Below are 20,147 nucleotides of genomic sequence, written 5' to 3' on the forward strand. Positions count from 1 at the left end.
CGTCACGCAAACAAGCCACCCTGCCGGGTGGCTTTTTTATGCCTGGCGCGCCTGCGCGCGGTAATCCGCCAGTTCCCCCGCCGTCATGCCCGCCTGCTCCGCCGCCGCGCAAATCTGCCACCAGGTATTGGCGTCTATCGGTATGCCCTGCTCCAGCCGCGCCGCGCGGTTGGCCTCTTCCCACTCTCCCGGGACGGCGATCGGCTGTTCGCCGCTCGGCGGCGAAGCCTTCACCCAGCCGATAAACGCTTCGGCCTCGGCCTGCATTTGCGGCGCGTCAAAGGCCTGAGGATCGAGGATCAGGGTGGTCATGCAGTTGAAGATGGCGTCGCTGTCGGCTTTCAGCGTAGCGTCGTGGGTGGTGCGGCCGCCGGAGAGCGCGCCGCCGAGGATCTCGCACATCGCCGCCAGCGCATAGCCTTTGTGCAAGCCGAACGGCAGCAGTGAACCGAACGGCGCTTCATGCATCACCTTCGGTTCGGTGGTGGGCTGCCCGTGTTCGTCGATCAGATAGCCCGGCGCCACCGACAGCCCTTTGTTATAGGCCACCCGGGTTTTGCCGAAGGCGATGCCGCTGGTGGCAAAATCCAACAGCAGCGGCGTGCGGCCCGGCCGCGGGAAAATGGCGCAGAACGGGTTAGTGCCGAAGCGGCGATCGCTGCCGCCGAACGGCGCCACCATCGGATCGCCCACCACGTTGACGAAGTGAATCGAGATGAAACCGGCGCGGGCGCACTGCTCCGCCCAATGGCCGATGCGGCCGATATGGTGCGCGTTGTGCAGCGCCACCGCCGCCAGCCCCAGCTTACCGGCGCGTTCAATGCCCAGCGCCATTGCTTCGCTGGCCACCACCTGACCGAAACCGCGCGCACCGTCGAGCGTCAGCACCGCGCCGGCGTCGCGCACCACTTCGGCGTGCTGATTGAGCTGCAATTGCCCCTGCGCCAACGACGCCATGTAGCTGGGGATCATGCCGACGCCGTGCGAGTCGTGCCCGGCCAGATTGGCCTGCACCAGATGATCGGCCACCAGCTCGGCTTCGCGCGCCGTACTGCCGGCCTGGCGCCAAATCGCCTGAACGAACTGCGCCAAATGCGGGCTGGCGATACGGTATTCGGTGCTCATCATGCGGTCCTTATGCGTGGGGAATGTGCTTCCACACTATGAGCAACGCCTTGTTGCGGCAAGCGATTATGATAATCGCAAGCGTCCCGTTTTAACTACAGTATCCGCACGTTAGCCCAGGCGACAAAAAGAGCGAGGACCGCTACTTTTGCCACCCGGCACAAGACTCGCGTTATGGTGCCCCCCACCTTCCAAAAAAGGAAACCCCCAACAAAATTTCGTTTGCTGGGGGTTAAAAATGCACGAATCAGACCATAACCACGGCTATTCGATACCGTATTTTTTCTCGGTTACGAATTTCGGCTCTTTCCAGTTGGGGCCTTTTTTAACAAGCATTTTGTCGCCCCATTCAATAACACCATTCTGACGTAACTGTTCGAACACCCGCCTGAATTCACCATTCCCAATTACTGCGAAATTATGGCGACTAAAGAATCGATCCATTTGGGGATAACCAAACCCATCCTCATTTCTCACCAAAAAGGCAATGACGTCAGAAATTTTTTCTTCTTTTGCCAAGCGTTCTAAATCAATCATTTTAGCATCCTCAACTCTTGTTGTTCAGCAGCGTCTAAAGCCTCCTGCGTATAGAGCAAAGCCTCGCTGTTGCCTAATTGATAATCTTCCAACGTCGCAGTATGCGTATTATTCCACACTTCCCCTTGATTATCTGGCACAGAGCCATCTCTAATACCCAAATTGCGATAACGCTCCAATTCCCTGATCTCATGTGTATAAAATCGCCTGTCAGTATCGGTGGGGGGCAGTTCTCCCTTCAAGATCTTTTCCAGGCGGCCGATCATCACTTTGTTAGCGTCCGACTCTGTAAAACGCCCAGTATGCAACTTCACCTTATCCACGCCAGCACGGTCGATGCTGGCCCCTTTCCAATCCAGATTCTGGATGGGGCCTCCAGCTTTATTGGTGTTGTATTCACGACCGCTGTATTTGCCCCTGGCGTTGGTTTCACCATAGGGCTTGCTCACCATCACATAGATGGCCTCTACACCAATCTCCGTCGCATCCGGCTGCCACAGGATAAAGTCTTGCAGATCCTGCACCACATCCGCCGGGAAGGTGGTGACCACGATGCTGTCCGCCTGCCTGATGCCGGTGCCGGTATGCACTGGCGATTTGGGCCCCGGTGAGCCGTTACCGGTATGCGCCGGCGCTGCCGGCCCGGTCGGCACCGGGTTAATCAGTATCGTCCTCGCCGGCACCCCCGCCATTGCGGGCAGCGTGATTTTGTCCAGCCCCGTCAGCTCATCGCGAACGGGTCTGAATACCGGCACGCTCGGCGATACGCCGCCGACGCCCGTTCTGACGAAGTTGACGCTCTGTCTCCCGTCATCGTCAGTGGTGATAAATCCGCGCACCGGCAAATCGACCGAGGTCATGCCGGGCTGGATGGTCGCCCTGCCCGCCGCCGCCAGGCTCGCCTGGAGGGCAAACAGATTGACATCCCGCCCTGGCACCCGATCGCTCCCTGCACCGACCTCCGTCGGGTAGAAGCCGAGGGCAAAAGCCCCCAGCACCGATCCGGCGGCGACTGCGGTGCCGGCGCGTATACTGCCAACTTCGTAGGCCGCCCGCCACGACGCGCTCGCTGCCCAGCCAGCCAGTTCGCTCGTGGTCGTCATCACACCTTGCCCGACCATCGACGTCTGCAGCATCGCGGGCGCGCGGTTAAGCACCATGGCGCCTGCGGCAGCCAGTGCCGCATTGGCCGCTTTTAGCTTTTCCGGGGAGTATGCCGGTGCATCCAGAATCCCCGCTTTGGCGAACAACGCTTTTCTTGCGGCTTCCACCTTGCGGGCCTCTTCAGCCTTGCGGGCTTCTTCAGCCTTGCGAGCTTCTTCAGCTTTGCGAGCTTCTTCGGCTTTGCCGGCCTCTTCGGCCTTACGAGCTTCTTCGGCCTTGCGGGCTTCTTCTGCTTTCCGCTGTTCCTCAGCGACATCCTTAAGCATCTGTTGCCACTGTTGGTAAGCACGGGTAAGCGAAGGAACTTCTACTGTGGTTTTTCGGTACCCCGTCCGACTGTCTCCTTTCCCCCCACCGTTAATCTCATACTCAATCACAACCTCAGTCATGACTTTATTGTTATTCAGCCAATAGCCCGGTGGTATCTTCCCTTGAAAAACAGAGGAATAGGCACTAAACGTAACGTTGTTTTCCGCCACCGTATTGGCATCACCATTGTTACCGCTGGGTCCACGCTCGTAATCACCGAGTCGGTAGCCGGTTTCAACCTTTCCTAAATAATGCGTATTTTCATTTACTGTGCCCTCGCTGGTGGTAAATGAAGATATTAAATCCCCTTTGATTCGCGGTCGCACTGACTGGAAAGCCATCTCTACGGCGAGAGACTGCTCTCGACGCATACCCGAAAGGCTTATACTCAGCAGACCGCGGGCATCTACACTGACTAACTCAACTTTCGCCGATGGACTAATGCGCAGAGCCCGCTTTTGCAAATCCGCCAGCATGCTTTTAATCGCTGGATCATTCAGCACTGCGGTCATCTGGCGTTGGAAAGCACCCGCCTGAGAGTTGTCGTTGCCACTGTCTCGACCGCCATTGCCATTGGAGCCGCCACCGGGTTCGGGAGTATCTCCTTTTTCAGAACTCCAGTCAGTCCCATCCCCTTTTCCACCACCATAGTTAAATCCGCCCATATCTTTCTCCTTGCTCAAGGCAGGCGGAGCAAATACTGCATTATTCAGCCGCAATAATTACTCCGTTGAAAACATCGTCAATTGGCCGCAGCTCAAACATTTTGAGATGTTGAAATCCTGGCTTCCAACGCCGCCAACCGCGATTCCAACCCTTCTCGGGCCGCTCGCTCTTCCTTAAGCGCCTCAACCAGCAACGCCACCACGCCGTTGATATTGATGCCCCGCGCATCCTTCAGCACGCTGCCGTCGTTGAGCTTCAATTCGGTTTGGGTGACCGCCTGCGGCAATACGCTCTCCACTTCCTGAGCGATCACCCCGGCTTCAGGCACGCCCTGTTTGAGGTAGGTGTAGCCGCCGATGCGGGCTAGTTTGTCCAATGCGCCTTCGATTTGGGTGATGTCCGTTTTCATGCGGGCGTCGGAGCTGCTGTTCCAACCACCTCCGGTAACGGCATAGCCATCTTCTTTGAAAACGAACCAACTATTCCGACCGCCATTGCCCACGTTGATAACGAGTTCGTTGTATTTCACATGGTCATGGTGATAAATATTGGCATGCTTGTTATTCGGAGCTTGCAAGTACAATCCCTTGGTAAGGGATTCTTTATTGCTATCTGCATTCTGAGGAGGGCTGGCAAAAAACCAGCCGTCAGAATTGCGTTTGGTCAATTGCCCGACGGAAAGTTCCGCGTTAGTTCTGACCTGAAGTTCGTTCCAATTCCCCTGCCAGTCGCGGTAAGAAATTAACCCGAAGTTATCCTTCCCCGGAATGACGCGGGATCCCAACATGGTGGTTGTGGTGACATTGCCGCTAGTGAAATCACTTTTTAAAGGTGCGGAGTTATAGATTTGTCCATTGATAAGCGGGGTCGGGCCGGTGGTCGAGGTGGAGATACCTGCGTTGTGTGACACCACCGCCCCACCGGAAATGTCCACGCCGTTTTGCATCGCAACCCGGCCAGAAGCCAAATTGAATGAGAACGGGCGTAAGGTATTCCACTGCCCGTTAAGCGCCTGCCCTACCGGCGTCGTCAGCGCATAAAAATCGCGTCCATCGTTGCGCAGCATCACGCCGGTATTGCCATTCGCCAGCCGAAAACCGTTGGCCGATTTGGAGACGATTTCACCGTCGCTGACCACACGCTGGCGCAGCGTAGACAGCGATTTCAGTTCGGCAATATCGCCGTTAACGCCGTTAATCACCTGAGCATTTTTCTTTTCTTCTGCCATGATTATTACCCTCTTACGTCCTGTTTGATGGCGGTTAACAGCGCTCATTCCCCCAGCATTCCCTGGCCACTGGGCTCACCGCACCGAAGCTGTAAAACCGGTTAAGCACACAGCAAGCCTGTGTGCATAACCAGCACTCTATCTCTGAGGATAACGGGATTCCCTCACCACGGGTTGTATGGTGAAGGGGACAACCATGAGGCAGGGAACAATAAGAGAACGGCGGGCGCGCTGAGCACGCCGGGCGTATCAGAAAAGGGAATGCGGGCCGGCGCAAGCCGGCCGGGGAACGAAGGCGTTTACCGCGCCCGCTCGGCGGCCAGCGCCGCGATGCGCATGATCACCGCCACCGCTTGCTCCATGCCTTCCAGCGTCACGAACTCGTGCTTGCCGTGGTAGTTGTAGCCGCCGGTGAACAGGTTCGGGCACGGCAGGCCGCGGAACGACAGCTGCGCGCCATCGGTGCCGCCGCGGATCGGCTTCATCACCGGTTCGATGTCGCAGTCGCGCATCGCCTGCTGCGCCAGCGCAATCACGTGCGGGTGCTCCGCCACCTGTTCGCGCATGTTGTAATAGTTGTCTTCGATGCTCACTTCGATATAGCAATCGCGCGGCAGGCCTTTGCCGACCTCGCGGGCGATGTCCACCATCTTGCGCTTGCGCGCCTCGAACCCTTCGCGCTCGAAGTCGCGCAGGATATAGTGCATTTCGGCGCGCTCTACGCTGCCCTTGATGCTGCTGAGGTGATAAAAGCCCTGGTAGCCTTCGGTTGTCTCCGGCGCTTCGTCCGCCGGCAGCGCCTGATGAATGCGGGTGGCCAGCGACAGCGCGTTGACCATCACGCCCTTGGCGCTACCGGGGTGCACGCTGTTGCCGAGGATTTTGATCGTCACCGAGGCGGCGTTGAAGTTCTCGCACTCCAGCTCGCCGACCCCGCCGCCGTCCACGGTATAAGCCCATTCGGCATTGAAGGCCGCCACGTCGAACAGCTGCGCCCCCTTGCCTACCTCCTCGTCCGGGGTGAAGGCTACGCGGATGTCGCCATGCGGGATTTTGCGCGCGCGCAGGCGCACCATGGCGGTGAGGATCTCGGCGATGCCGGCCTTGTCGTCGGCGCCCAGCAGCGTTTTGCCGTCGGTGGTGATCAGGGTTTGCCCCAGCATCTGGTGCAGGATCGGGAACATCACCGGCGACAGCACTTCATCGCCGATGCCGAGCGCGATGTCGCCGCCGCGATAGTTCTCGACGATCTGCGGATTGACGTGTTTGCCGCTGAAATCCGGCGAGGTATCCAAATGGGCGATAAAACCGACCGCCGGCACCGGCCAGGCGACGTTGCCCGGCCAGGTGCCCATCACGCAGCCGTGTTCGCTGAGCGACACCCGCTCGAAGCCGAGCGCGATCATTTCCTGCTGCAACGCACGCGCCAGCTTCAACTGCCCGTCGGTGCTCGGCACATGCTTTACGTTCGCTTTGGACTGGGTGTCGAAAGAGACGTAGTTGAAAAAGCGGTCAAGTAATTTGTCCATGGTAGCGGCCCCTCAGAATATCGCGTTTCATTATGCGGAACCGATCAGGATCAAATATTGCGTCAGGTCATTTTTAACCAGAATTCGCCAATATCATTAATCTTTGTGATGATTTCTGAGGGAAATAACACTGTCATCACAGGGTCATTTGTCGCTATCATGATGAAAAACGCGGCATCTGGGCCGGATCGGCTTTCAATTCCGGCATTCAGCGTCTATCATGCGCGCTCGAAAAATTTCCATTGGCGCAACTGGTTTGAGCTTCATTTGATCAGCGGGCATCCCGCAAGCTCCGGCAGTCTTTTCCAGTTGCGGTTCTATCTGCATTAGCCCACGGGATAGAGTAATACGATAAATGACTGAGACATCCTCTCGAGCACCCCTTGTTGAACTGCATGCCCTGAGCAAAGCGTTCGATGGCAAAACCATCATTGCCGATCTCGAACTGACGATTAACCACGGCGAATTCCTCACCATTCTCGGCCCCTCCGGCTGTGGCAAAACCACGGTGCTGCGCCTGATCGCCGGTCTGGAAGACGCCGATTTGGGCCGCATCGTGCTCGACGGCCAGGACATCACCGCCATTCCGGCCGAGCATCGCCACGTCAACACCGTGTTTCAGAGCTATGCGCTGTTTCCGCACATGTCGGTGTTCGACAACGTCGCCTTCGGCCTTCGCATGCAAAAGGTGCCGGCGGCGGAACTGACGCCGCGCGTCGAAGAGGCGCTGCGCATGGTGCAGCTGGATATCTTCGCCCAGCGGCGGCCGGGCCAGCTCTCCGGCGGCCAACAGCAGCGCGTGGCCATCGCCCGCGCGGTGGTCAACAAGCCGAAGGTGCTGCTGCTGGACGAATCGCTGTCGGCGCTGGACTATAAGCTGCGCAAACAGATGCAGAACGAGCTGAAGGCGCTGCAGCGCAAGCTGGGCATCACCTTCGTGTTCGTCACCCACGATCAGGAAGAAGCGCTGACCATGTCGGATCGCATCGTGGTGATGCGCGAAGGCCGCATCGAGCAGGACGGCACGCCGCGCGAGATCTACGAAGAGCCGAAGAACCTGTTCGTCGCCAGCTTTATCGGCGAGATCAACATCTTCGACGCGGTGGTTCTGCAGCGCCTCGATCCGCGGCGGGTGCGCGCCAACGTCGAAGGCCGCGAGTGCGACATCTACGCCGATCTGCCGGTGGAGCCGGGCCAAAAGCTGAAGGTGCTGCTGCGCCCGGAAGACCTGCGGGTGGAAGAAGTGAACGACAGCGCGCAGCACGACGGGCTGATCGGCTACGTGCGCGAGCGCAACTACAAAGGCATGACGCTGGAATCGGTGGTCGAGCTGGAGAGCGGTAAAACGGTGATGGTCAGCGAGTTCTTCAACGAAGACGATCCGGACGTCGATCACTCGCTCAATCAGAAGATGGCGGTGACCTGGGTTGAAAGCTGGGAGGTGGTGCTGGCCGATGAAGAAATCGCGTAAAGTCTTCCAGAATGTGGTGATCGTCGGCGTCGTCGCCTGGCTGCTGCTGTTCGTGTTCATGCCGAACCTGATGATCATCGCCACCAGCTTCCTGACCCGCGACGACGCCAATCTGGTGCAGATGGTGTTCACGCTGGACAACTATCGGCGCTTGTTCGATCCGTTGTATGCACAGGTGCTGCTGCACTCGCTGAACATGGCGCTGATCGCCACCCTGTGCTGCCTGGCGATCGGCTATCCGTTCGCCTTTATCCTGGCGCGGTTGCCGCAGAAGGTGCGGCCGCTGCTGCTGTTTCTGCTGATCGTGCCCTTCTGGACCAATTCGCTGATCCGCATCTACGGCCTGAAGCTGTTTCTCAGCACCCGCGGCTATCTCAACGACGCGCTGCTGTGGATCGGCGTCATCGACAAGCCGCTGCGCATCATGTACACCTCGGAAGCGGTGATCCTCGGCCTGGTGTATATCCTGCTGCCGTTTATGGTGATGCCGCTCTACTCCAGCATCGAAAAGCTCGATAAGTCCTGCCTGGAGGCGGCGCGCGATCTCGGCGCCGGCAAGCTGCAGACCTTTATCCGCATCATCGTGCCGCTGACCATGCCGGGCATTATCGCCGGCTGCCTGCTGGTGGTGCTGCCGGCGATGGGGCTGTTCTTCGTCGCCGATCTGATGGGCGGCGCCAAGAATCTGCTGATCGGCAACGTGATTAAAAGCCAGTTCCTCAATATCCGCGACTGGCCGTTCGGCGCGGCCACCAGCATCTGCCTGACGCTGGTGATGGGGCTGTTGCTGCTGGTCTATTACCGGGCCGCCCGCCTGCTGAACAAGAAGGAGGATCTGGCATGATCGGACGTCTGCTGCGCGGCGGCTTTATGGCGCTGGTATACGCCTATCTGTATATCCCGATCGTCATCCTGATCGTCAACTCCTTCAACGCCTCGCGCTTCGGCATCAGTTGGCAAGGAGCCACCACCCAGTGGTACAGCACGCTGCTGAATAACGACAGCCTGCTGCAGGCCGCCGGCCACTCGCTGACCATGGCGGTGCTCTCCGCTACCTTCGCCACGCTGATCGGCTCGCTGACCGCGGTGGCGCTGTACCGCTACCGCTTCCGCGGCAAGCCGTTCGTCGGCGGCATGCTGTTCGTGGTGATGATGTCGCCGGACATCGTGATGGCCATCTCGCTGCTGGTGCTGTTCATGCTGCTGGGCATTTCGCTCGGCTTCTGGTCGCTGCTGTTCTCGCACATCACCTTCTGCCTGCCGTTCGTGGTGGTGACCGTCTACGCGCGCCTGAAAGGCTTCGACGTGAAGATGCTGGAGGCCGCGCGCGATCTCGGCGCAAGCGAGTTCACCATTCTGCGCAAGATCATCCTGCCGCTGGCGATGCCGGCGGTGGCGGCCGGCTGGCTGCTGAGCTTCACCCTGTCGATGGACGACGTGGTCGTCTCCTCCTTCGTTACCGGGCCGAGCTACGAGATCTTGCCGCTGAAGATCTATTCGATGGTGAAAGTCGGCGTCTCGCCGGAGGTCAACGCGCTGGCCACCATTTTGCTGCTGCTGTCGCTGGTGCTGGTGATCGCCAGCCAGTGGGTGATGCGCGATCGCGCGCCCAAGGCCGAATAATCCTCCCCGCCGGGCGCTGCGGCGCCCGGTTGTGATCCCCTTCACAACCGGCACCGGTTGTCACTCCCTGACCATCGGTGCCTATTTCCGCCCCGCCGATTGCAGCGGCGAAAACTTCCCCCTATAACTGAACCCAGGCAAGGTGCCTTATTTTTTTCTCGCTTCCAGGGAGTTTATTCAGCAACGTCGTCATCCATTAAAATATAAAAAGGAACTGCCATGAAAGGTATTATCGATAATATCTTAAGCAAGCTGCAGCTTTTCTCCAAAGCCATGATGGGGCCGATATTTTTCCTGCCGGTGATCGGTCTGATTCTGGCGCTCAGTTCTATTCTCACCAATGCCACACTCATCAATGAACATTCCGCCGTGTTCTCTATCGGTAAAATGATCGGCGATACCTTCTGGCCGTTATTCGGCAATCTCGGGCTGATTTTCTGCATCGGCATCACCTACGGCCTGGCCAAAGACAAAAAAAGCGAAGCGGCGCTGGTTGCGGTGATGTGCTTTATCATGTTCCTCGGCGCCAATTCGTCTTATCTGCAGCTCAGCGGCCACGTCGCGGCCAAGATCAACGGCGAATATTACGGCACCGGGCAGACTGAGCTGCTGGGCTTTACCGTGGTGGATATGGGCATTTTTCTCGGTCTTATCCTCGGCGTCACCATCGCCTGGGTGCACAACCGCCTGTGCAACGTCGAGCTCAACGGCGTGTTCTCGGTCTACGGCGGCGCCAAACTGGTGCTGATCGCCATGACGCCGATCATCATGCTGTACGCCGTCGCCTTCAGCTACCTGTGGCCGGCCATCTCACAGGGCCTGATCGCGCTGACCGGCTTTATGAAAAGCTCCGGTTCGCTCGGGGTTTTCGTCTACGGCTTCTTCGAAAAATTCCTCATCCCCACCGGGCTGCACCACTTTATCTGGTCGCCGTTCCAGCTCACCAGCATCGGCGGTTCGATCGTGCAGGACGGCCAGACCGTCTCCGGCTCGCAGGCGATTTTCCTGGCCTATATGCGCGACCCGAGCATCTCGCCGCTGATGAACGAAGCGCTGCGCTTCTCGCAGCAAGGGATGGTGACCATCTTCGGCCTGTCGGGCGCGGCATTGGCTTTCTATCACACCGCCAAACCGGAAAAGAAAATGCTGGCCAAGGCAATTCTGATCCCGGCCATCACCACCTCGATCCTGGTCGGCATCACCGAGCCGATAGAGTTCACCTTCCTGTTTATCTCTCCGCTGCTGTGGGTGATCCACGCCGTGTTGACCGCGCTGTCGCAGGTGGCCTGCAACCTGTTCCAGGTGCGCCCCTGGGGCGCCAGCGGGCTGGTCGAGTTCCTGGCCTACAACCTGCCGCTGCCGGTCTCCCTCACCCGCTGGCCGCTGTATGTGGTCATCGGCCTGGTGCAGTTTGCGGTGTATTACCTGGTGTTCAAAACGCTGGTGCTGAAGCTCAATCTGAAGACGCCGGGCCGCGAAGATGATCAGGACGTCAAACTCTATTCCAAACAGGATTACCGGAACCGCAAAAATACCCTGGACGAGCCGAGCGGCATCATTATTCGCGCGCTGGGCGGCAAGGAAAACATTATTTCCGTCGACAACTGCTTCACCCGGCTGCGGGTGGAATTAAAGGATATGGAGCGGGTGGATGAAGCCGCGTTGAAAAGCACCGGCGCCAAAGGCGTGGTGAAGAATCGCCGTGAAGTGCAGGTGATTTACGGCGTCACGGTCGGCAAGGTCAAAAATCAGGTAGATAAATATTTAGCGGCACTCTAACGCTTTATTAATGGGAGATATCGAATGAAATTAACCGTTCTCGGCGGCGGCGGCGTGCGTTCCCCGTTCCTCGCCAAATCCATCGCCTATAACGCCCATCGCATCGGCATTACCGAAGTGGTGTTTATGGATACCGATGAGCGCCATCTGGCGATCTACGGCGCCCTCGCGCAGGGCGTATTCCAGCGCATTCGCGGCGACATTGCTTTCAGCCTCAGCAGCGATGCGCGCCAGGCGCTGCAAGGCGCCGACTACATCATCACCACCCTGCGCATCGGCGGCGAGGAAGGCCGCATCCATGACGAGCGCATCGCGCTCAATCACCAGTTGCTAGGGCAAGAAACCACCGGCGCCGGCGGCTTCGCCATGGCGATGCGTTCGATTCCGGCGATCCTCGACTATTGCCGCCTGATCGAGCAGCTTTCCTCGCCGGACGCGGTGTTGTTCAACTTCACCAATCCTTCCGGCATGGTGACCGAGGCGATCATCAAATCCGGCTTCCAGCGCCGGGTCTACGGCATCTGCGACGCCCCCAGCGAGTTTATCCGCGAACTGGCCGAACTGCTGGACTGCCGCGAAGACCAGCTGAGCGTCGACTGCTTCGGCCTCAATCACCTTTCCTGGTTCCGCAATGCGCGCGTCAACGGCGAGCCGGTCACGGAACGGTTGCTGGCGGATCCGCGCCTGTATCGCGAAACCTGCATGAAATACTTCTCGCCGGAGCTGGTGGCGCTGTCGGACAACCTGATGCTCAACGAGTATCTCTACTATTACTACTACCGTGAGCAGGCGATCGCCGCCATCGTCGAGGGCGGCGAGACCCGCGGCGAACAAATTGCGGCGATCAACCGCCAAATGCTGTCGGCGTTGGGCGAGCTGGACATCCCCCGTCAGTTGGAGCACGCCTTCTCTGTCTACTTCAGCCATTACCTGCAGCGCGAAAATTCCTACATGCAGCGCGAGTCCAGCCAGGGCAAGGTGAAAACGCGTGAGATGCTGACGCTGCAACAGTTTATCGAACAGCCGGACAGCGGCGGCTATGCCGGGGTGGCGATCGATATTCTGGAGGCGGTCAACAGCGGCCGGCAAAAACGCGTGGTGGTATCGATGCAAAACCGCGACACGCTCGACTTTCTGCACCCGGAAGACGTGATCGAAATCAGCTGCGAATTGAGCAGCGCCGGCATTCAGCCGGTCAAAATGCGCGATATTCCCGACACCCAGAAGAACCTGATTTCGCAGGTGAAAGAGTACGAACGGCTGGCTGTGGCAGCGATCCTGACCGGCAACCGCCAGTTGGCCATCAAGGCGCTGATGGTGCACCCGCTGGTCAACTCCTACTCGCTGGCGAAAACGCTGGTGGAGGAGTACCTGCAGGCCCACCGTCAGTATGCCGGGCACTGGCGCTAAGCGATGCGGCGCGGCCGTCAGCGGCCGCGTCGTTCAAACCAGGCGGTGATCACATTCTCGAATCCCAACAGACAGTGGCCGAAAAACGGATTGGGATAGTAGATATCGTGATCGTATTTTTGCCGGTCCTCAAACAGAAAGGTCATGTCGGCCTGCTGCGCCAGCGGGCTGTCGCCGTCGCCGCAGAAGGCCGCCAACAGGATGCGGTTACGCTTCACCGCCTCGCTCCAGCTCAGCGCCGAGCCGCTGTTGCCCGACTTTGAAATCACGATCACCATATCGAAGCGAAAGCGCGTCTCACGGTCAAGAATGTCGAAATCCGGCCACAGCGACAGGTAACTGTCTACGCCCAGCGTCATAAACTTGTTGTACATATACTGCGCCACCAATTGCGAAAATCCGCTGCCGTGGATCAGGATCTTGCCGCTGTCGAGCAGATCGAGAAACTGCGCCGGCGGTGCCGCCGGCGTAGCGCGCTCCGCCTGATAGGCCGGCGCCATCGTCAGGTTGAATTTGATGAAATAGACCAGTTCGAGATAGCCGCGAAAGCCCAGCTTTTTGGCCAGCCGCACCAGCGTCGAGGGGGAACTGTAGCAGCGTGCGGACACCGCGCGGATGCCGTCGTCGATGCAGGCGTCCGGATTATCGAGAATGCAGTGCAAAATCGTCAGATCCGTCTTGCTGAGCTCCGCCTGGCTGAAGACCTGTTTGAAATTCATCGCCGCCCTCGTTTATTCGCCAAAATTATTGTTTCGCACGCGCTTCACCGCCTGTCCAGCGCGAGACAATCAAATTGTGATGCGCTTTAAGCCGCCAAACCCCTTGATTTGCCTGCGGGATAACCGCCTTTACCCACCCCGCCCCGCCCCCTATAATGGCCCCTTTCTGGGGTATGGCGCGGCCGAAAACGGCGGCTCATACGGGTTCGGCTCACTACTGCTGAAGGATACGCTGCATGAAAAAGTGGTCACATCTGCTCGCAGCCGGGATGATGGCGCTGAGTATCTGCTCTGCAAACGCCTCTGACGGCAAAACACTGTATTTCTATAACTGGACTGAATACGTCCCGCCGGGGCTGCTGGAGCAGTTCACCAAGGAAACCGGCATCAAGGTGATTTATTCCACCTATGAATCCAACGAAAGCATGTACGCCAAGCTGAAGACCTACAAAGACGGCGCGTACGATCTGGTGGTGCCTTCCACGTACTTCATCGCCAAGATGAGCAAGGAAGGCATGCTGCAAAAAATCGACAAGAGCAAGCTCAGCCACTTCAAGGATCTCGATCCTACCCTGCTGAACAAGCCGTTCGATCCCAACAACGACTATTCCATTCCTTACATCTGGGGCGCTACCGCCATCGGCGTCAACAGCGACGAGCAGGATCCCTCTACCGTTACCGCCTGGGCCGATCTGTGGCAGCCGCAGTACAAGGGCCGCCTGCTGCTGACCGACGACGCGCGCGAAGTGTTCCAGATGGCGCTGCTCAAGCTGGGCTATTCCGGCAACACCACCGACCCGAAAGAGATCGAAGCCGCCTATCACGAACTGCAGAAATTGATGCCGAACGTGCTGGCCTTCAACTCCGACAACCCGGGCAACCCGTTTATGGAAGGGGAAGTCAACGTCGGTATGGTGTGGAACGGTTCAGCCTTCGTGGCGCGCCAGGCCGGCACGCCGCTGGAGATCGTCTGGCCGAAGGAAGGCGGGATCTTCTGGATGGACAGCCTGGCCATTCCGGCCAACGCGCGCAACGTCGAGGGGGCGCTGAAGCTGATAGACTTCCTGCTGCGGCCGGAAATCGCGGTGCAGGTGGCGGAAACCATCGGTTACCCGACGCCGAACCTGGCGGCGAAGAAACTGCTGTCGCCGGAGATCGCCAACGACAAGTCACTCTACCCGGACAAGGCGGTGATTGAGCACGGCGAGTGGCAAAACGACGTCGGCGACGCCAGCACGCTGTATGAAAGCTACTTCCAAAAGCTGAAAGCCGGGCGCTAATACGCCCCGCCATCCCATCAGGGCGCGCAGTGCGCCCTGATGCCTTTCTCAGGGCCTGTCGGCCCGCGCCACCTTGCCCACCAGGAACTTGTGCACAAAGCGCGGCACCACTTCGCTGGCCAGGCCATAGTGCTTCTCGTCGAACTGGCTCTCCACCTGGCTTGGCTCCAGGTTCAGCTCCATGGCGTAGGCGCCGCCCAGCCGCGCCTCATGCACGAAGCCGGCCGCCGGGTAGACGTGGCCGGAGGTGCCGATGGCGACGAAGAAATCGGCCTTGCTCAGCGCCTGGTAAATGTCGTCCATGCCCAGCGGCATCTCGCCGAACCATACCACGTGCGGCCGCAGCGGCGCCGGGAACTGGCAGCAGTGGCAACGGTCGTCAACGCTGAGATCGCCGGGCCATTCGAACACCTGCCCCGACTGGGTGCAGCGCACCTTCAGCAGTTCGCCGTGCATGTGCAGCACCCGCTTGCTGCCGGCGCGCTCATGCAGGTTATCGATGTTTTGCGTGACCAGCAGGAAGTTTTCCCCCAGCCACTCTTCCAGATCCGCCAGCGCGCGGTGCGCGGCGTTCGGGGCGATCTCCTCCGTCTGCAGCTGGCGGCGGCGTTCGTTGTAAAACGCCTGCACCAGCGCCGGATCGCGCTGAAAACCTTCCGGCGTGGCGACGTCCTCCACCCGGTGCTCTTCCCATAGCCCATCCGCGGCGCGGAAGGTGCGAATGCCCGACTCGGCCGAAATGCCGGCCCCGGTCAACACCACCACAAACGGCTTTTTCAGCTCGGCCGCCGCCATGGTGTCACGGTGAAAAATGCGTGAACGAAAGCGCTGATGCAGCACATGCTTACTCTTGCGAAACTGACACAGCCGATGGCGAGTGTGCATTAACTCTCTCCTTACTTTTCCCTGTTTACCAAATTGAGGAACGCTGCGCCGCGCACGCCGCCGGCGTCGCCATAGCGCGCCTTCTCGATGCGCGGCAGCCGGGCCACCCGCAGCAGGTGCGCCGGCAACCGCTGCGGCAACGCCTGGTAAATGGCGTCGAAGTTCGACAGCCCGCCGCCGATCACCACCAGGTGCGGATCCAGCACCGTCAGCAGGTTGCCCAGGCAGATCGCCAGCACGTCCATAAAGCGGTCGACGTGAGCCACCGCCTGCGCCTCACCCGCCTGATAATGCGCAATGATCTCGGTGGCGGGCAAGTGCCGGCCATAGAAATGGGCGTACATCCATTCGAAACCGCGGCCCGATATGTAATTTTCAATGCAACCCTGGTGGCCGCACCCGCAGGCGACGCGAGGCACATCACGCCCCAGCACCTCGAGCGCGTCCACCGGCAGGCGCAAATGGCCGAACTCGCCGGCGATATAGTTGCGCCCAGGCACCGTCTTGCCATCGACGATCAGGCCGCCGCCAACGCCGGTGCCGAGGATGATGCCCAGCACCGTCGGGTAGCGGCGAAACTCGTCGTCCCAGGCCTCCGACAGCGCAAAGCAGTTGGCGTCGTTGTCGACGCGCACCTCGCGCCCGATCAGCGCCGCCAGATCGCGCGGCAACGGCCGCCCCATCGCCGCCGGCACGTTGGCGGTAAACAGCGTGCCGTCATCGTCGTTGGGCAGGCCCGGAATGCCGATGCCGACGCTGCCGCGCCGGCCACAGAACGCATCCGCCTCGAGGGTCAGATCGCCCAGCGTGGCCAGCAGCTGCCGGTAGTCTTCACGCGGCGTCGGCACCCGTTTTTGCCAAATGCGCTGCAGGTTGTCGTCGAATACCCCCAGCTCAATCTTGGTGCCGCCCATATCGAAACCGTAGTACATAACCCATCCCCAGGCTAAAAAAACGGGGCGGCATCGCTGCCTCCCCGTGGGTTTTATTGTCCGCTGAGCACCCGCGCCGGATCGATGCGGCTGGCGCGCCTCGCCGGATACCAACTGGCCAACAGGCTCAGCACGATGGCGGTCGCCAGCACGATCAGCACGTCCAGCCAGTGCAGCTCGGAAGGCAGGAAGTCGATGAAGTAGATATCGCCCGACAGGAAGGAGTGGCCGACCAGTTTCTCGATGCCCCGGATAATGTTGGTCAGCTGCAGCGAGGCGATCACCCCGATCACCACGCCGCTCAGGCTGCCCAGCAGCCCGGCCAGCAGCCCATACCAGATGAAGATGGCGCGGATAAAGCCGTCTTTGGCGCCCAGGGTGCGCAGCACCGCGATGTCGGCGCTTTTGTCTTTCACCGCCATCACCAGCGTGGACACGATGTTGAAGCAGGCCACGCCGATCACCAGCACCATCGCCAGATACATGATGGCGCGGATCATCTGGATATCGCGGTACATATAGCCGTATTTGCCGATCCAGCTCTTGATGTAAATGTAGGCGTTGGTCACTTCGCCGGCGTCGCGCACCAGTTTGTTGGCGGCGAACACGTCGTTCATCTTGAGGGCGATACCCGTGACGCTGTCACCCATGTCGAGATACTGCTGCGCATCGGCCAGCGGCACCAGCGCCAGGCTGTGATCGAGCTGGCCGCTGAGCTGCAAAATGCCGGTCACGTGCAGACGGATGCGCTTCGGCTGCAGCAGCTTCATTTCCGGGTCGCTGTTGGGGATCATCACCGTCACATAGGCGCCTTGCTTCACGCCCAGCGCGTCGGCCACGCCCTTGCCGAGGATCACCTGCTGTTCGCCGGCCTTGAAGTTGGCCCAGGCATCACCCTGCACATACTGCGGCAGCGCGCTCAGCCGGCTCTCCTGCTGCGGATCCACGCCTTTGACTTCCACCGCGCGCAGCTGCGCGCCGTTCTCCATCAGGCCGGTAAAGTTGATGTACGGCGCGGCGGCCACAATGCCCGGCACCTTCTCCACCCGCTGCAGAATCGACGGCCAGCCGCTGAACGGCTGATTGACCGGCTCGAGCTCGCCGTGCGGCACCACCGCCAGAATGCGATTTTTCAGCTCGCGCTCAAAGCCGTTCATCGCGCTCAGGCCGACGATCAACACCGCCACCCCCAGCGCGATGCCGATGGTGGAGATGACCGAGATCAGCGACACCATGCCGCCGCGTTTACGGCCGCGGCTGAAACGCAGGGCCGTCAGGAAGGACAGTGAGGCTCCCGCCATTACTCGGCCCCCATCAGGGTCAGCTGCGCCTGCAGGTGGCCGTCGGCCATTTCCAGCTGGCGGCTCAGGCGCTTGGCCAGCTGCAGATCGTGCGTCACCACCAGAAAAGCGGTGCCCTGACGCACGTTCAGCTCGCCCAGCAGATCGAAGATGCTGTCCGCGGTGCGTTTGTCCAGATTGCCGGTCGGTTCGTCCGCCAGCACCAGCGCCGGGTTGTTGACCAGCGCGCGCGCGATCGCCACGCGCTGACGCTCGCCGCCCGAGAGCTCGGACGGGCGGTGTTTGCTGCGTTTTTCCAGCCCGACCGCCGCCAGCATCTCCCGCGCCTTCTCCTGCGCCTGCGCCGGCTTGGCGCCGCCGATCAGCAGCGGCATGGCGGCGTTTTCCAGCGCGGTGAAGTCCGGCAGCAGATGGTGGAACTGATAGATGAAGCCGAGCTGGCGGTTGCGCAGCTCGGCCTTGGCCGCCGAAGACATGGCGTTCAGCGATGCGCCCTTGAAGATCACCTCGCCGGAGGTCGGCGAGTCCAGCCCGCCCAGCAGGTGCAACAGGGTGCTCTTGCCGGAACCCGAGCTGCCGACGATCGCCATCATCTCGCCCTGCTGCATGGCAAAGCTGACGTTGCGCAGCACGTCGGTGTGCAGATTGCCTTCCTGATAGGTCTTGCACAGGTTGTCACACTGCAGCAAAAGATGGTTACTCATAACGTAAAGCCTCAGCGGGTTGTACGGCGGCAGCGCGCCATGAAGGATAAAGCGTGGACAACAGGGAAACCGCCATCGCCACCACGGCGATGATCGTCACCTGCAGCGGATCGACCGCCACCGGCAGCGAAGCGCCGTCGATCAGGGCACCGAGGATCGGCATCAGGTTATTCAGGTTGGTGGCCAGCAACACGCCGAGCAGCGTGCCGAGCAGCGAGCCGATGATGCCGGCGCTGGCGCCCTGCACCATAAACACCGACATGATCTGGCGGCGGGTCAGCCCCTGGGTCTGCAGAATGGCGACCTCGCCCTGCTTCTCCATCACCAGCAGGCCGAGCGAGGTAATGATGTTAAACGCCGCCACCGCCACGATCAGGCTGAGCAGCAGCCCCATCATATTCTTCTCCATGCGCACCGCCTGGAACAGCTCGCCCTTGCGATCGCGCCAGTCTTTCCAGACCGTGCCCGCCGGCAACGGCTGTTGGCTGAGGGTATCGACCGCCAGCGGCTGCTGCAGGAACAGGCGCCAGCCGGTGATGTTGCCGGCCGGGTAGCGCATCAGGCGCGAAGCGTCCTGTTGGTTGACCAGCAGCTGATAGCCGTCCACCTCGCTGTTGGCGTGGAAGGTGCCGATAAGGGTGAACAGGCGCTGGCTGGGAATGCGGCCCATCGGCGTGAACTGGCTGGCGCTCGGCACCATCACGCGCAGCGAATCGCCGCGCTTGACGCCGAGTTGCCCCGCCAGCTGTTCGCCGATAATGATGTTGTATTGGCCCGGCTGCAACTGCAGCTGCTTGACGTTGACCAGATACGGGGTCAGCGGATCGGCCTCGTCGGGATTGACGCCGAGCATCACCCCGACCGCCACGCTGCGGGCGCTTTGCAGCACCACGTCACCGGTGGTCAGCGGCGCAACGCGCGTGACGCCCTGCAGCTTCTGCACCTCGGAGGCCGGCAGCTGCTGCGGGTTGACCGATCCTTGCGGGCTGGTGATCAACGCCTGCGGCATCAGGCCGAGGATGTTGTTCTCCAGATCCTTTTCGAATCCGTTCATCACCGACAGCACGGTGACCAACGCCATCACCCCCAGCGTAATGCCGATGGTGGAAAGCCAGGAAACAAACCGCCCGAAGCGGTCTGAGGCTCGCCCGCGCATGTAGCGCAGGCCAATGAATAACGCGACAGGTTGATACATGAAATCCGTTTGATAGCCGTGGCTTAAGCAAAGTGATCATGGATGATAAAGGCTCTCCCTCGTTTAGGGAACACCCGACGGCCTTTTATTGCGTGGCGCAGAGGAGAACGGCGGCGGCAGATGAGCGCAATATCGACCCGTTGCCGCAAAAAGTCGACGGCGTCAACCGGTTAAATAATCGGCAAAAAAGCGATGAGCAGCGCTTTTTGCTGTGTCAGTTTGCCGGCCGCTGGGCTACTATAAACAGCATAAAGGCGCTGGGTTATCCGTGCCGGAACGCCCTCTAACAC

Annotated in this window: 20 protein-coding genes; 9 read left to right on the forward strand and 11 right to left on the reverse strand. The window is 60.0% G+C overall.

Annotated features, from left to right (window positions below):
• Positions 1-36: 36 nt before the first annotated feature.
• From ACF8MC_RS05745 to pepT, 5 genes are all read right to left on the reverse strand, one after another.
• Complete coding sequence (locus tag ACF8MC_RS05745; RefSeq protein WP_164096223.1) at positions 37-1,125, reverse strand: malate/lactate/ureidoglycolate dehydrogenase; 1,089 nt, start codon at positions 1,123-1,125, stop codon at positions 37-39.
• Between the two features lie 264 nt (positions 1,126-1,389).
• Positions 1,390-1,662 (reverse strand): hypothetical protein, encoded by a 273-nt coding sequence (locus ACF8MC_RS05750; RefSeq protein ID WP_033638197.1) that lies wholly within the window; start codon positions 1,660-1,662, stop codon positions 1,390-1,392.
• Positions 1,659-3,800, reverse strand: coding sequence for an S-type pyocin domain-containing protein (locus ACF8MC_RS05755; RefSeq protein WP_239506348.1), 2,142 nt, complete (start codon positions 3,798-3,800; stop codon positions 1,659-1,661). The genes ACF8MC_RS05750 and ACF8MC_RS05755 overlap by 4 nt, the downstream gene beginning before the upstream one ends.
• Before the next feature lie 92 nt (positions 3,801-3,892).
• On the reverse strand, positions 3,893-5,029 hold the full coding sequence (locus ACF8MC_RS05760) for a tail fiber domain-containing protein (protein ID WP_164105088.1): 1,137 nt from the start codon (positions 5,027-5,029) through the stop codon (positions 3,893-3,895).
• A 299-nt stretch (positions 5,030-5,328) separates the two neighbouring features.
• The gene (gene pepT, locus ACF8MC_RS05765) at positions 5,329-6,558 is read right to left on the reverse strand and encodes a peptidase T (protein ID WP_033640614.1); all 1,230 of its coding nucleotides are present in this window, start codon (positions 6,556-6,558) and stop codon (positions 5,329-5,331) included.
• A 57-nt stretch (positions 6,559-6,615) separates the two neighbouring features.
• On the opposite strand from pepT, the gene ACF8MC_RS05770 reads away from it, so the two are divergent.
• The 6 genes from ACF8MC_RS05770 to ACF8MC_RS05795 all read left to right on the forward strand — a co-directional run bounded on the left by ACF8MC_RS05770 (position 6,616) and on the right by ACF8MC_RS05795 (position 12,841).
• On the forward strand, positions 6,616-6,888 hold the full coding sequence (locus tag ACF8MC_RS05770) for a hypothetical protein (RefSeq protein ID WP_101456414.1): 273 nt from the start codon (positions 6,616-6,618) through the stop codon (positions 6,886-6,888).
• A 25-nt stretch (positions 6,889-6,913) separates the two neighbouring features.
• Entirely contained in the window at positions 6,914-8,029 is a 1,116-nt protein-coding gene (gene potA, locus ACF8MC_RS05775; RefSeq protein WP_164105087.1) for a spermidine/putrescine ABC transporter ATP-binding protein PotA, read from the forward strand.
• The gene (gene potB, locus ACF8MC_RS05780) at positions 8,013-8,873 is read left to right on the forward strand and encodes a spermidine/putrescine ABC transporter permease PotB (RefSeq protein WP_033646379.1); all 861 of its coding nucleotides are present in this window, start codon (positions 8,013-8,015) and stop codon (positions 8,871-8,873) included. The genes potA and potB overlap by 17 nt, the downstream gene beginning before the upstream one ends.
• Positions 8,870-9,652 (forward strand): spermidine/putrescine ABC transporter permease PotC, encoded by a 783-nt coding sequence (gene potC / locus ACF8MC_RS05785; RefSeq protein WP_033638190.1) that lies wholly within the window; start codon positions 8,870-8,872, stop codon positions 9,650-9,652. Before potB ends, potC begins: the two co-directional genes overlap by 4 nt.
• Positions 9,653-9,871: 219 nt before the next feature.
• The gene (locus ACF8MC_RS05790) at positions 9,872-11,431 is read left to right on the forward strand and encodes a PTS transporter subunit EIIC (RefSeq protein WP_164105086.1); all 1,560 of its coding nucleotides are present in this window, start codon (positions 9,872-9,874) and stop codon (positions 11,429-11,431) included.
• Between the two features lie 24 nt (positions 11,432-11,455).
• Positions 11,456-12,841, forward strand: a complete 1,386-nt coding sequence (locus ACF8MC_RS05795; protein ID WP_033646380.1) for a glycoside hydrolase — start codon at positions 11,456-11,458, stop codon at positions 12,839-12,841.
• 17 nt (positions 12,842-12,858) lie between these two features.
• Here ACF8MC_RS05795 and ACF8MC_RS05800 read toward each other — a convergent pair whose 3' ends face one another.
• The gene (locus tag ACF8MC_RS05800; RefSeq protein WP_033638186.1) at positions 12,859-13,560 is read right to left on the reverse strand and encodes a MurR/RpiR family transcriptional regulator; all 702 of its coding nucleotides are present in this window, start codon (positions 13,558-13,560) and stop codon (positions 12,859-12,861) included.
• Here ACF8MC_RS05800 and ACF8MC_RS05805 point away from each other — a divergent pair.
• Together ACF8MC_RS05805 and potD are read left to right on the forward strand one after the other, a co-directional pair.
• Positions 13,550-13,867: a hypothetical protein gene (locus ACF8MC_RS05805; RefSeq protein WP_152903597.1), complete on the forward strand. Its 318-nt coding sequence runs from the start codon at positions 13,550-13,552 to the stop codon at positions 13,865-13,867. The genes ACF8MC_RS05800 and ACF8MC_RS05805 overlap by 11 nt on opposite strands.
• On the forward strand, positions 13,797-14,840 hold the full coding sequence (gene potD, locus ACF8MC_RS05810) for a spermidine/putrescine ABC transporter substrate-binding protein PotD (RefSeq protein ID WP_033638184.1): 1,044 nt from the start codon (positions 13,797-13,799) through the stop codon (positions 14,838-14,840). The genes ACF8MC_RS05805 and potD overlap by 71 nt, the downstream gene beginning before the upstream one ends.
• A 48-nt stretch (positions 14,841-14,888) precedes the next feature.
• Here the strand turns inward: potD and cobB are convergent, their stop codons facing one another.
• Genes cobB through lolC form a run of 5 tightly spaced genes read right to left on the reverse strand, consistent with a single transcriptional unit; the run spans position 14,889 to position 19,857 of the window.
• The gene (cobB, locus tag ACF8MC_RS05815) at positions 14,889-15,725 is read right to left on the reverse strand and encodes a Sir2 family NAD+-dependent deacetylase (protein ID WP_033638183.1); all 837 of its coding nucleotides are present in this window, start codon (positions 15,723-15,725) and stop codon (positions 14,889-14,891) included.
• Positions 15,726-15,736: 11 nt separating this feature from the next.
• Complete coding sequence (gene nagK, locus ACF8MC_RS05820; RefSeq protein ID WP_041034741.1) at positions 15,737-16,657, reverse strand: N-acetylglucosamine kinase; 921 nt, start codon at positions 16,655-16,657, stop codon at positions 15,737-15,739.
• Between the two features lie 53 nt (positions 16,658-16,710).
• Entirely contained in the window at positions 16,711-17,958 is a 1,248-nt protein-coding gene (gene lolE, locus ACF8MC_RS05825) for a lipoprotein-releasing ABC transporter permease subunit LolE (RefSeq protein ID WP_033646382.1), read from the reverse strand.
• Entirely contained in the window at positions 17,958-18,662 is a 705-nt protein-coding gene (gene lolD / locus ACF8MC_RS05830) for a lipoprotein-releasing ABC transporter ATP-binding protein LolD (protein ID WP_033638178.1), read from the reverse strand. The genes lolE and lolD overlap by 1 nt, the downstream gene beginning before the upstream one ends.
• Positions 18,655-19,857, reverse strand: coding sequence for a lipoprotein-releasing ABC transporter permease subunit LolC (gene lolC, locus ACF8MC_RS05835; RefSeq protein WP_048321472.1), 1,203 nt, complete (start codon positions 19,855-19,857; stop codon positions 18,655-18,657). Before lolC ends, lolD begins: the two co-directional genes overlap by 8 nt.
• A 38-nt stretch (positions 19,858-19,895) precedes the next feature.
• On the opposite strand from lolC, the gene ACF8MC_RS05840 reads away from it, so the two are divergent.
• On the forward strand, positions 19,896-20,144 hold the full coding sequence (locus ACF8MC_RS05840; RefSeq protein ID WP_060418453.1) for a hypothetical protein: 249 nt from the start codon (positions 19,896-19,898) through the stop codon (positions 20,142-20,144).
• The last annotated feature ends 3 nt before the right edge of the window (positions 20,145-20,147 follow it).

Source organism: Serratia sp. LACPHL-BACT-2024-00286 (assembly GCF_043109535.1).
Taxonomy (GTDB): domain Bacteria; phylum Pseudomonadota; class Gammaproteobacteria; order Enterobacterales; family Enterobacteriaceae; genus Serratia; species Serratia sarumanii.